General features: G+C 68.4%; 8 protein-coding genes. 3 read left to right on the top strand and 5 right to left on the bottom strand.

The window, feature by feature from the left end:
* Window positions 1–81: 81 nt before the first annotated feature.
* Window positions 82–2,487 carry a TonB-dependent receptor plug domain-containing protein gene (locus HGB51_RS06520; protein WP_070207006.1) on the bottom strand — a complete coding sequence of 802 codons (2,406 nt, stop codon included), beginning with the start codon at window positions 2,485–2,487 and terminating at the stop codon, window positions 82–84.
* A 219-nt stretch (window positions 2,488–2,706) separates the two neighbouring features.
* Here HGB51_RS06520 and HGB51_RS06515 point away from each other — a divergent pair, with 219 nt between their 5' ends.
* Window positions 2,707–4,560 carry an ABC-F family ATP-binding cassette domain-containing protein gene (locus tag HGB51_RS06515; protein ID WP_070207005.1) on the top strand — a complete coding sequence of 618 codons (1,854 nt, stop codon included), beginning with the start codon at window positions 2,707–2,709 and terminating at the stop codon, window positions 4,558–4,560.
* Window positions 4,561–4,585: 25 nt separating this feature from the next.
* On the opposite strand, the gene HGB51_RS06510 is transcribed toward HGB51_RS06515, so the two are convergent.
* Window positions 4,586–5,452 carry a LysR family transcriptional regulator gene (locus tag HGB51_RS06510; protein WP_070207004.1) on the bottom strand — a complete coding sequence of 289 codons (867 nt, stop codon included), beginning with the start codon at window positions 5,450–5,452 and terminating at the stop codon, window positions 4,586–4,588.
* Window positions 5,453–5,628: 176 nt separating this feature from the next.
* Between HGB51_RS06510 and bla the strand changes: the two genes are divergently transcribed.
* Window positions 5,629–6,528, top strand: a complete 900-nt coding sequence (bla, locus tag HGB51_RS06505; RefSeq protein ID WP_070207003.1) for a class A beta-lactamase — start codon at window positions 5,629–5,631, stop codon at window positions 6,526–6,528.
* A 1-nt stretch (window position 6,529) separates the two neighbouring features.
* Here the strand turns inward: bla and ggpS are convergent, their stop codons facing one another.
* Together ggpS and HGB51_RS06495 are read right to left on the bottom strand one after the other, a co-directional pair.
* Window positions 6,530–8,767 carry a glucosylglycerol-phosphate synthase gene (ggpS, locus tag HGB51_RS06500; protein WP_070207010.1) on the bottom strand — a complete coding sequence of 746 codons (2,238 nt, stop codon included), beginning with the start codon at window positions 8,765–8,767 and terminating at the stop codon, window positions 6,530–6,532.
* A gap of 62 nt (window positions 8,768–8,829) precedes the next feature.
* The gene (locus HGB51_RS06495) at window positions 8,830–10,092 is read right to left on the bottom strand and encodes an MFS transporter (protein ID WP_070207002.1); all 1,263 of its coding nucleotides are present in this window, start codon (window positions 10,090–10,092) and stop codon (window positions 8,830–8,832) included.
* A gap of 128 nt (window positions 10,093–10,220) precedes the next feature.
* On the opposite strand from HGB51_RS06495, the gene HGB51_RS06490 reads away from it, so the two are divergent.
* Entirely contained in the window at window positions 10,221–10,853 is a 633-nt protein-coding gene (locus HGB51_RS06490) for a hypothetical protein (protein ID WP_070207001.1), read from the top strand.
* Window positions 10,854–10,939: 86 nt separating this feature from the next.
* Here HGB51_RS06490 and HGB51_RS06485 read toward each other — a convergent pair whose 3' ends face one another.
* Window positions 10,940–11,674: a DUF3011 domain-containing protein gene (locus HGB51_RS06485; protein WP_070207000.1), complete on the bottom strand. Its 735-nt coding sequence runs from the start codon at window positions 11,672–11,674 to the stop codon at window positions 10,940–10,942.
* Window positions 11,675–11,715: the final 41 nt, after the last annotated feature.

The raw sequence follows: 11,715 nt of genomic DNA, 5'->3' as shown, positions 1-11,715 counted from the left end.
CGATCCGGCAAACCGCCCGGACACAAACGGTGCATCCCAACCGGTAGAGCCGGGCCCTGCCCGGCTCCACGCGATGCCCGGTCACCAGCGGTAAGTCACCCGCCCATACACATAAGCACCGTTGAACCCGTAAGGGGAGTAATTACTGTACGGCAGCATCCCCCAGGTCGAGTTCTGCAGGTCCACCGTGCGATCCGGGTACTGGTCCAGGATGTTGTCCGCACCCAGGGTCAGGGTCCAGTTCTCGCTCGGCTTGTAGGCCACCGAGGCGTCCAGCACCCACGACGCGTCATAGGTCTGGTCACGGGTCGGCGTGGCTGAATTGCGCACCGTGAACGAACCGTAGCGGGTCGCGGCCAGGCTCAGGTCCCAGCGGTCGGTGCGCCAGGTGCCGCTGAGGATGGTCTTGTCGCGCGGGTAGCTGTCTTCGATGCGGCCCACTTCATCGCGGCCGATCAGCGACTGGGTCAGGCCCAGCGTGCTGAACGCGGCCGGCGAGGCGATGAACTTCTTCACGTCGGTGTCGTTGTAGCTGTACGCCGCGGTCAGTTCCAGCGAGCTGGCGCTGAACGGGATGGTGTAGCTGGAGACCGCGTCCACGCCGCGGGTGCGGGTGTCCACGCCGTTGGTGAAGTACGAGAACGCGGTGACCTGCGGCAGCCCCAGGCCGCCCAGCAGCGCGTTGGTGGCCGCGTTGGTGGTGATGTTGGTGGACAGGATGATGCGGTCGTCGATGTCGATCTGGTACGCATCCACGGTCAGGTACAGCCTGTCCACCGGCTGCAGCACCAGGCCGACGCTGTAGGAGGTGGAGCTTTCCGCCTTCAGCGGGCTGGCACCCAGTGCCTGCGCGGCCGGGCTGGTGGTGGGGAAGGTGCCGCGTTCGACGAACACGCCGTTGACGATCGTGCTGGTCACCGCCTGGTAGCTCTGCTGCGCCAGCGACGGCGCGCGGAAGCCGGAAGAGGCGGTGGCACGCAGCGCGATCTTGTCGGTGAAGGCATAGCGCGCCGACAGCTTGCCGGAGAACTTGTCGCCGAAGTCCGAATAGTCTTCGTAACGGCCGGTGACGCCGGCCGAGAACTTGTCGGTCAGGTCCGCTTCCAGCCCGGCATACACCGCGTAGTTGTCGCGGTCGGCGTCCACCGCATTGAGCGGGGTGAAGCCGCCGAAGCCCTGCGCACCGGTGCCGAAGTAGGAGTTCGGCTCACCGGCGCTCTGCTCCCACTTCTCGCGGCGGTACTCGCCACCGAAGGAGAGCGTGACCGGGTAGGCCAGGCCCCAGTCCAGCTGCTTGGTGATGTCCACGTTGCCGATGTCCTGGGTGTACTCCAGCGCGCCGGCGTAGAACGAGCGCGGGCTGGTCACGCCCAGCGCGTAGTTGATGCTGTTGCGGGTGTGGAAGTCGATCTTGTTGCTGCCGTGGTTGTAGCTCACGTCCCAGGTCCAGCCGCTGTCGGTATCGCCCTTGACCCCGGCGACCAGCGAGCGGTCCTTGGAGTACTGGTTGATCTCCGGCACGAAGCCGTCCGGGTAGGTCTGGGCCAGCAGCGCGCCCTGGCCGCTGTTGTTGCGCGAGCGGTAGAACGCGAACGAGGTGATGTCGCGGTTGCTGGCCAGCGCGGTGGCGTAGGCCGAGACGTGGTCGCTGAACTGGAAGCTGGCGTTGGCCGAGGCGGCGGTGGCGTCCACCTGCGGGTCGCCGACCACGAAGGTGGTCTGGCCGATGCTGGGGAAGTTGCCGGTATTCGGCGTGGTGCCCCGGTAGGGGCCGGCGCGGTTGCTTTCGTCCTGCTGGCTGATCTGGCCAGCCACGTGCACGCTGCCGCGGCCGTCGGCGAAGCCGATGCCGGTGTCGCCGGAAAGCTGGTACTTGTTGCCGTCGCCGGCCGAGTACTGGCCGGCGTCCCAGGCCAGGCTGCCGCCCGAGCTGGAGCCCTTCAGCACGATGTTGATCACGCCGGCGATGGCGTCCGAGCCGTACTGGGCCGAGGCGCCGTCACGCAGCACTTCCACGCGTTCGATGGAGGCGATCGGAATGGCGTTGATGTCCACCGCCGACGAACCGCGGCCGATGCTGCCGTTGACGTTGATCTGTGCCGAGGTGTGGCGGCGCTTGCCGTTGACCAGCACCAGCACCTGGTCCGGGGACAGGCCGCGCAGCTGCGCCGGGCGGATGCCGCTGGTGCCGTCGGTCAGTGCCGGGCGCGGGAAGTTCAGCGAGGGCAGGGCGCGGGCCAGCGCGGTGGCCAGTTCGGTGGTGCCGGTGGACTGCAGCGCCTCGGGGGTGATGATGTCGATCGGCGACTGCGACTCGGCCACGGTGCGGTCGGCCACGCGGGTGCCGGTGACGATCACGGTGTCCAGGGTCTGCGCACCGCTGCGGGCGGGCGCGGCGGCGGCGCTGTCCTGGGCGGCGGCAGCGAAGCTGGAGGCGGCGAGGACGACAGCGACGGCGGCGGAAAGCGTACTGGTCTTGCGGTTCATCAGGATGAAACTCCGGTTGAAACTGTCGCAAAAGCAACGAGTTACGTCGATCTGGCGGCGCGGGTGGGGAGGGTCCCGGGGAGGGCGCGGGCAGGGTCGTGGGAGAGAGACGAGGCCTGCCGCGCATCCCGGGGCCCGTCAAGTATTCGTTAACGTTAGAATTGCGTCGCAGGAAAGGTGCTTACCAGCACATTCCATTCCGTTATATGGACCCCCCAGATGATCTCCCTTCGTAACTTCGCCTTGCGCCGCGGCGAGCGGCTGCTGTTGTCCAACGTCGACCTGACCCTGCACGCGGGCTACCGCGTGGGCGTGGTCGGCCGCAACGGGGCCGGCAAGTCCAGCCTGTTCGCGGCCGTGCAGGGCGAGCTGGAAGCGGACAAGGGCGACGTCGACCTGCCCGGCAAGATCCGCATCGCCAGCGTGGCCCAGGAAACCCCGGCGATCCCCGACCCGGCGCTGCTGTTCGTGCTGGAAGGCGACACCGAAGTGGCCGCCGTGCTGCGCGAGGAAGCCGAGGCGACCGCGCGCGAGGACTGGGAAGCGGTGGCCAATGCCCACCAGAAAATGGCCGAGATCGGCGCGTACGACGCGGAATCGCGCGCCGGCAAGCTGCTGCATGGCCTGGGCTTCCCGTCCGACACCCATTCGCGGCCGGTTTCCACCTTCTCCGGCGGCTGGCGGGCGCGGTTGAACCTGGCGCGCGCGCTGATGATGCCCAGCGACCTGCTGCTGCTCGACGAACCGACCAACCACCTCGATCTGGACGCGGTGTTCTGGCTGGAACAGTGGCTGCTGAAGTACCCGGGCACGCTGCTGCTGATTTCGCATGACCGCGAGTTCCTGGACAACGTGGCCACCCACACCCTGCACCTGCACGGTGGTGGCGCCAAGCTGTACCCGGGCGGCTACACCGACTTCGAGCGCCAGCGCGCCGAGCAGCTGCGCCAGCAGCAGATCGCGCATGAAAAGGAACAGGCCGAGCGCGCCCACCTGCAGAGCTTCATTGACCGCTTCAAGGCGCTGGCCAGCAAGGCCACCCAGGCGCAGAGCCGCATGAAGCGCCTGGCCAAGCTGACCGGTACCGAAGCGGTGCGCGCCGAGCGCGAGTTCCGCATCGAGTTCGCGCCGCCGACCAAGCTGCCGTTCTCGCTGATCCGCCTCAATGACGTGGAAGCAGGTTACAGCCCGGACGCGGTGATCCTGCACAACGTGGGCTTCGGCCTGGAAGCGGGCCAGCGCATCGGCCTGTTGGGTCCGAACGGCGCCGGTAAGACCACGCTGGTGCGCACCCTGGTGGGCGAGCTGGACCCGGTGTCCGGCGAGCGTTCGGCGCACCCGGACCTGCGCATCGGCTACTTCGCCCAGCACACGGTGGAGTCGCTGCACGAAGGCCAGTCGCCGATGGACCATTTCCGCGACATCTCGCCGGACGGCAACAACCAGGCGTTCCGCGATTTCCTCGGCAAGTGGAACTTCGCCGGCGACCGCGCGTTCGAGCCGGTGGACGGTTTCTCTGGTGGTGAGCGCGCGCGCCTGGCGCTGGCGATGATCGCCTGGCAGCAGCCGAACGTGCTGCTGCTCGACGAACCGACCAACCACCTTGACCTGGAAATGCGTGAGGCGCTGGCCGAAGCACTGGCCACGTTCGAAGGCGCGATCGTGATGGTCTCGCATGACCGCCACCTGATCGGCCTGGTCTGCGACACCTTCTGGCGCGTGGCCGACGGCGTGGTCGAGCCGTTCGACGGCGACCTGGACGAGTACGCGGCGTGGCTGCGTTCGCGCCCGGCTGCGCAGGGCACCAAGCAGAAGATGGCTGCCGCCGCGCCGGACCCGGTGCCGCCGACCCCGCCGTTGCCGGCGAAGAAAGCGGTCAACCCGGTGAAGCTGGCCAGCGCCGAAGCGAAGGTGAATGAGTTGGAGAGCAAGCTGGCCGATCTTGATCGGCAGCTGGCCGACCCGGCCGTCTATGCGGATGCAACGCGCATGGCGGTGATCGGCCGCGACCGCGAAGCCACCGCGCAGCAGCTGGAAAAAGCCGAAGCGGCATGGATGGAGTTGATGGCGTAACGCGGCTGCCACGCAGGGCGTGGCACTACCGGTCCTGCGTTTCCATCCATTCGCGGAACCGGCGCGCTGCGTCGCTTTCCGGGCGTGAGCGCAGGCGGGTCAGCCAGTAGCTGCCCAGCTCGAGCGTCGCCGTGAAAGGCTGCACCAGCCGCCCTTCCGCCAGGTCCTGTTCGAACATCTTCAGCGGCAGCAGCGCCACGCCGGCGCCTGCTGCTGCTGCGCTGGCCAAGGTCAGCGAGGAATCGAACACCGGGCCACGTGCTTCCAGCTCCGCTACGCCGGCCGCCTGCAACCACTGCGGCCACTCATCGCTGCGGTACGAGCGCAGCAGCGGAACACCGGCAAGATCGCGCGGATGGCGCAGCCCGCGTGCCAATGCCGGCGCACACACCGGCGCGAACGGCGCCTCGAGCACGGGTGTACTCACCTGGCCCTGCCAGTCGCCATCGCCGAAGCGGATCGCCAGGTCCAGGCCTTCGCCGGCCAGGTCGATGCGGTTGTTGTGGGTCTGGATGCGCAGTTCGATATCCGGATGGCGCGCATTGAAATCCTTCAGCCGTGGCAGCAGCCAGCCGGTGGCGAAGGTGCCCACCACGCCGACCCCGAGCACCTCGCGGAAATGCCCGCCGACGAAGCGGTCCAGGCTCACCGCAATGCGGTCGAACGCCTCGTTCAGCACCGGGTACAGCCGCGCGCCCTCGTCGGTCAGCGCCACTCCGCGCGGCAGGCGATGGAACAGCACCGCGCCCAGCCGTTCCTCCAGCCCCCGGATCTGATGGCTCAACGCCGCCTGGCTCACGCACAGCTCCAGCGCCGCGCGGGTGAAGTTCTGGTGGCGGGCCGCCGCCTCGAAGGCGCGCAGGGCATTGAGCGGGAGCTGGGGGCGAAGCATCAGCGAGCCGTGAGGAATGTTGATGGCTGATGGTAGCCGAGCCGATCCGATGACGTCGGTAAATGGTTGGGGTGGCCGAGGTATTAGCCTTGGTTATGCCTCTCCTTCAAATTCCGCGCTGGTGCCGCGCCCGCCCGCATGCCGATACTGCAGCCCTGCCCACCAAGGAACCGCCCATGCTTGCCCGTCGCCACTTCCTGCAGATGACCGGTGCCGCCGCCGCGTCCGCCTTCGCCGCCACTGTGCTGGCCAAGGCCCCCTCCACCGTACTGGCCGGTGCCAAGCCCCAGGCCAGCGACTTCGCGGCGCTGGAAAAGGCCAGCGGCGGGCGCCTCGGCGTGACCCTGCTAAACACCGCCACTGGCGCCCGGGTCGGCCACCGCCAGGACGAGCGCTTCCCGATGTGCAGCACCTTCAAGTTCGTGCTCTCGGCCACCGTGCTGCACCTGGCCGACAAGGGCACGCTGTCGCTCGACCGACGCCTGCCGGCGCGCCAGCAGGAAATGCTCTCGCACGCGCCGGTGACCAAACGCCATGTCGGCAAGGACCTCACCGTGCGCGACCTGTGCCGCGCCACCATGGTCACCAGCGACAACCCGGCCGCGAACCTGCTGCTCGGCGTGGTTGGCGGCCCGGCGGGGGTGACTGCGTTCCTGCGCGCCCACGGCGATACGGTGACCCGCAACGACCGGCTGGAGCCGGAAATGAACGATTTCGCGCCGGGCGACCCGCGCGACACCACCAGCCCGGCCGCGATGGCGGCCAGCCTGCAGCGTTTCGTGCTGGGCGACACGCTCAGCAAGCCGGCCCGGCTGCAGCTGGCCGACTGGCTCATTGACAACGAAACCGGCGACGCGCGCCTGCGTGCCGGCCTGTCGCCCGCCTGGCGGGTGGGCGACAAGACCGGCAGCAACGGCGAGGACACCACCAACGACATCGCGATCCTGTGGCCGCTGGCGGGTGGTGCACCGTGGGTGCTGACCAGTTACCTGCAGGGTGCCAGCGTCGATGATGCCGGGCGCAATGACGTGTTGCGGCAGGTGGCGGTGATTGCGGAGCGGTTGATGCGCGGTTGATTCAGCCCGCCTCCCCCACGGCCTGCAGAAACTCCCGTCCCCACCGGTCCACGTCGTAATACTCCACGCTGCCAAACAGCTGCCGCATGCGCCCCGCGGCCTCCTCATCGGGCATCGTCAAGGCCTGCAGCAACCCGGCGGTGAGATCGGCCGGGTCATGCGGATTGGTCAACACCGCGCCCTTCAACTCGGCCGCGGCCCCGGCGAATTCGCTCAACACCAGCACCCCGTTGCTGCCCTCGATCCCCTGCGTGGCCACGAACTCCTTGGCCACCAGGTTCAACCCATCGCGCAGCGGCGTGATCCACATCACCTGCGCCGCCGCGTAATGCGCCACCACCTCTTCGAACGGCAGCGCCTGCGCGAAGAAGCGCACCGGGGTCCAGTCCAGCCGCGAGAAGCGCCCGTTGATCCGGCCCACCGCCTGTTCGATCTGGTTCTGCAGCGTGCGGTACACGGTCATTTCGCGCGCCGCCGGTACGCACACCATCAGCAGGGTAACCTTGCCTTGCCGCTCCGGATGCTGCTCGAGCAGGCGCTCGAACGCCTCCAGCTTGGCCAGCGTGCCCTTGGTGTAGTCCAGCCGTTCCACCGACAGCACCAGCTTGCGCGCGCCGATCTCGCGGCGCAGCTTGAAGATGTCGTTGCGCACATCGCCGCGCGCCAGCACCGCATGGATGCGGCGCAGGTCGGTGCCGACCGGGTGCGCACCCAGCGCCACGTCGCGGTCGCCCACGCGCAGTCGCGTGGTCATGGTGTCCAGCCCAACCGCGCAGCCGTAGGTCAGGAAGCGCGGCGCGCAGCTTTCCCAGGCCAGCCGTTCGGCCGGCATCGCACCCCGCACCACGTCAACGAAGTTTTCCACCTGGCGCGGAATATGGAACCCGATGTAGTCGCAGCTGAGCAGGCTGCCGATGATCTCGCGCCGCCACGGCACCACGTTGAATACGTCGGCCGACGGGAAGTAGGTGTGGTGGAAGAAGGCGATCTTCAGGTCCGGGCGCAGTTCGCGCAGCGTGCCCGGCACCATCCACAGGTTGTAGTCGTGGATCCACACCGTGGCGCCATGCGCGGCTTCGGCGGCGACCGCTTCGGCGAACTTGCGGTTCACCTGCAGGTACACCTGCCAGTCGTCCTCGCGGAACCGCGCGCGTTCCCAGAACGCGTGCAGCATCGGCCAGAACGCTTCCTTGGAGAAGCGTTTGTAGAAGATGTCCACTTCCTGCTTGCTCAGCGGCACGCGCGCGGCGGTCAGGGTCGGGTAGCGCCCGGCGTCCACCGGCAGATGCGTCTGGAACGGCCCGCGCTTGGGATCGTCGATCCCCCACGCCACCCAGGAGCCCTTCTGGCCGCCTTCGAAGAAGCTCAGCAGCGAAGGAATGATGCCGTTCGGCGAACGCGGCGGGCGTTGCACCAGCACGCCGTCTTCCATGACTTCGTCGAACGGCAGGCGGTGGTACACCATCACCAGCTCGGCGCCCTCGGCGCGCGCCTGCGCCGGCGGCTGCAGCCAGGCGTCATCGGCAGCGAGCAGGCCGAAGTGTTCGATCGCTTCGAGAATGCCGCCGCAACCGGGCGCCTGCGCATGGAAGGTGTGTTCCAGCGTGGCGGTGGCCTCGGTCAGTGCGGGCTCGGACTCGCCCACGCACACGCCACGGAAACCGGCGCGGTACATCGACAGATCGTTGAGGGTGTCGCCGGCGACCAGGATGCGGTCACGCGGCAGTTCCAGCAGGCGCGCCAGCGCGGCCAGGGTGCGGCCCTTGTCGGTGTCCGGCGGCAGGATGTCCAGGTAGCGGTCGGCCGAGTACAGCACGTCGCAGCCCAGCGCCTCGGCGGCGGCCTGGATCTGCGCGCGCAGCGGCGCCAGCGTCTGCGGATCGCAGAAATACGAGCAGCGGCGCTCCTGCGGCACGTCCTGGCGCTGCAGCGCGGTGAACGGGCGCATTGCCGCAGCGACCACGTGTTCACCGGGCCAGTGCGCGTCGATCATCGATTGCAGGGGCTGCAGCGGCTGCAGGGTGTGGCCGTCGACCACGGTGGCGCCCACATCGCAGACCACGTAGTCGGGGCGCGGAATGGCGGGATCGGAGAGCAGGGGCATCACCGCTTCCAGGCCGCGGCCGGTGATGAAGATCAGGCGGATGCCGGGGTGCTGGTCGACCAGCCGGTACAGGCGGTGGCGCGCGGCGGGGTCGCCGGCGAGAAAGGTGCCATCCAAGTCGGTGGCGAGGATCAGTTGCGGTGCCGGCAGGGCCGACGTGTTGCGGGGTGAGGTGGGCGTGGCGGGTGTCGATACAGTCAATGCACTTCCTTATCGGGAGGGTTGGGAGGGGTGTCCGGCGGCGGCGCGACGTCGGTTTCGGGCATCAGCTCCAGCGCCGCCGGGGTGGTGCGCAGCATCAGCCGGAACAGCACCGGATGCGTGCGCAGGCGGCTGAAGCTGAGCAGGCGCGCGGTGGTGAACAGGGCCAGCGCACCGAGCACCACGGCGAAGTACAGGGGCAGGGCGGCCGGGCCGAACTGCTGCATGGCCGCGCCGGCCAGCGCCGGGCCGATCGCCGCGCCCACGCCATGCACCAGCAGCAGGCTGGAACAGCCGGACAGCAGGTGCTCGCGCGGCAGGTAATCGAGCATGTGCGCCACCGCGAACGGATACAGCGAAAACGCCAGGCCGCCGTAGAAGAAGAACAGGCCGAACAACAGCCAGGTCTGTACCTGCACCATCGGCATCGCCGCGACCACCGCGATGCCGCCGGCAGCCAGGCACAGCGCGACCAGCCCGGTGCGGCGGTCGTGGCCGTCGCTGATATGGCCCAGCGGCCACTGCAGCAGCGCACCGCCGGCAATGGCGGTGAGCATGAATCGCGCCACGCCATCGCTGTCCAGCCCGACCTCGCCGGCATACACCGGCAACAGGCCCCAGAACGCGCCCATCGCCAGCCCGGACAGGCCGGCGGCCACGGTGGCGACCGGCGCCATGCCATACAGCGTGGACAGTTTCAGGCGCGGCACCGACGGCACTTCCGGCGGGATCAGGCGGGTGGCGGTGATCGGCAGCACGGCCGCGCAGATCAGCATGGCGATCAGCATGAACATCGCGATCGCCGGGGCGTTGCTGACCATCAGCAGGATCTGGCCAAGCGCCAGTGCCGAGAGGTTGACCACCATGTACAGCGAGAACGCGCGGCTGCGTTGGCGCGGGTCCGGCTCGGCGTTGAGCCAGCTTTCAATCACGGTGTAGAGGCCGACCAGCGCGATGCCGGTGATGATGCGCAGCAGCCCCCACAGCCAGGCGTTGAGCCACAGCGGATGCAGCAGCACCGCAATGGCGGCGAGGGCAGCGAAGAAGGCGAACGCACGGATATGGCCGATACGGCGGATCAGCGACGGCGCGAAGAAGGTGCCCATGAAGAAGCCCGCGAAATAACCGGACATCACCAGGCCCAACGTACCGGCACCGAAGCCGGCCTCACCACCGCTTACCGCCAGCAAGGTGCCAAGCAGCCCGCTGCCGGTCAACAGCAGCGCGACGCCTGCGAGCAGGGCGGTCAGCCGCAACATGCGCGCAACCTTCGTGGGGAAGGCGAACAGGTCACGTTTATTACCCTAACACAGTCGTAATCAACCCTTTGTTGCAGAAAAGTGCCGCTGAATTTGCGCTGCGCGCGAGTGCGGGCTAGGGTGGCTGCATGACTGTGCATCGATATCTTCCTCTTGCCGCCGCAGTGTTGCTTGCCGGCTGCAACAGCCAGCGCGACCAGGTCGCCCATGACGTTGCGATGGCGCCCGCCGACGCGTTTCTTGCGGCCGTTGCCGCGCACTGCGGGAAAGCCTACGAAGGCCGCGTGGTGGTGAACGAGCCGCGCAGCGCCACGCCCGATCCGTTCGACGGCAAACGCCTGGTGATGCACGTGCGCGGCTGCGATGACGCCGCGCACGAGCTGCGCATTCCCTTCCATGTCGGCGACGATCATTCGCGCACCTGGGTGCTCAGCCGCACCGACACCGGCCTGCGCCTGAAGCACGACCACCGGCATGCCGATGGCAGCCCCGACGCGGTGACGATGTACGGTGGCGACAGTGCGCCGCCGGGCACCGCGCAGCGCCAGTCGTTCCCGGTCGATGCCGAGTCGGTGGCGATGTTCCGCAAGGCGGGCATGGAGGCCTCGGTGACCAATACCTGGGCGATGGAAGTCGAACCGGACGAGCGCTTCGTCTACGAGCTCACCCGTCCGGGCGGCCGGAAGTTCCAGGTGGTGTTCGACCTGGCCCACCCGGTCGCGCTGCCGCCCGCGCCCTGGGGCGCGGACGTAAAACCCTGACACGGTGCAGCCACGCAGGGCGTGGCTCTACCGCTTCCGTGGCGCCGGTAGAGCTACGCCCTGCGTGGCTGAACCGCCGACCAGATTCACCGCCTCGCGCCAAACCGTGCCCGGCACCCGTTGCTGACCCAGATCTGGTTGCCGCGGAAGCCCCAGGTGTTGTTTTCCCGGCACGGGCTGCCCGACAGCTGCTGGATCAGCACCGGTCGGCCCCGGCTCATGTCCCAGGCGCAGGTCTGGGTGCGGTTGCCGGTGCTGCTGCAGGTCACGGTGTAGCTGCTGCCCGGACCGCCCGGATTCCAGCCGCCCCCACGGCCGTCGACGAAATCGGCCCGGCAGCCCCCGCTGACCCAGACCTGGCCGTTGCGCGAGCCCCAGTTCCGGTTCTGCACGCACTGGGTGCTGGAGATCTGCCGGGACAGGCGCGCGCTGCGCCAGCTGGTGGCGCACACCCGCTGGCGGTTGTCGTTGCTCTCGCAGCGGACCACCCCGTTGTTGCCGCCGCCGGGGTTCCAGCCACCGCCCCCCGGGTTCCAGCCCCCACCGGACCCGCTGAGCGAGGTGGCAATGTCCTGTTTGATGCGTGAAAAGCCCCAGGACGACCGATTTACCTGGTCCAGGTAGAAGCGCATCTGGTCGTCCGGGATGCGGCGTCCCCCCGACTGCTCCGCATATTCCTGGGAAATGACCCGCTGCTGGTCGTTGATGGACAGGGTGCGGAGGTTTTCCGGGGCGTAGGCCCGGGCGTTGACCTGGGCGTGCAGGGTCGGGGCGCTGCACGCCAGCACGGCCGTGAGGCAGGCAATAGCGAGACGGTTCATGGCAAATCCCCTTGCGCATGGTGGTCCGGGCACTATCTGCC

This window comes from Stenotrophomonas bentonitica, assembly GCF_013185915.1.
Taxonomy (GTDB): Bacteria; Pseudomonadota; Gammaproteobacteria; order Xanthomonadales; family Xanthomonadaceae; genus Stenotrophomonas; species Stenotrophomonas bentonitica.
The sequence above is the reverse complement of the archived record's forward strand: the minus strand, read 5'-3'. Positions and strand labels throughout refer to the sequence as shown.

What these genes read in the sequence shown, in the direction of transcription:
- HGB51_RS06520 (WP_070207006.1), bottom strand. Translation starts at nt 2,487, where the DNA reads ATGAACCGCAAGACCAGTACGCTTTCCGCCGCCGTCGCTGTCGTCCTC.
- HGB51_RS06515 (WP_070207005.1), top strand. Translation starts at nt 2,707, where the DNA reads ATGATCTCCCTTCGTAACTTCGCCTTGCGCCGCGGCGAGCGGCTGCTG.
- HGB51_RS06510 (WP_070207004.1), bottom strand. Translation starts at nt 5,452, where the DNA reads ATGCTTCGCCCCCAGCTCCCGCTCAATGCCCTGCGCGCCTTCGAGGCG.
- bla (WP_070207003.1), top strand. Translation starts at nt 5,629, where the DNA reads ATGCTTGCCCGTCGCCACTTCCTGCAGATGACCGGTGCCGCCGCCGCG.
- HGB51_RS06495 (WP_070207002.1), bottom strand. Translation starts at nt 10,092, where the DNA reads ATGTTGCGGCTGACCGCCCTGCTCGCAGGCGTCGCGCTGCTGTTGACC.
- HGB51_RS06490 (WP_070207001.1), top strand. Translation starts at nt 10,221, where the DNA reads ATGACTGTGCATCGATATCTTCCTCTTGCCGCCGCAGTGTTGCTTGCC.
- HGB51_RS06485 (WP_070207000.1), bottom strand. Translation starts at nt 11,674, where the DNA reads ATGAACCGTCTCGCTATTGCCTGCCTCACGGCCGTGCTGGCGTGCAGC.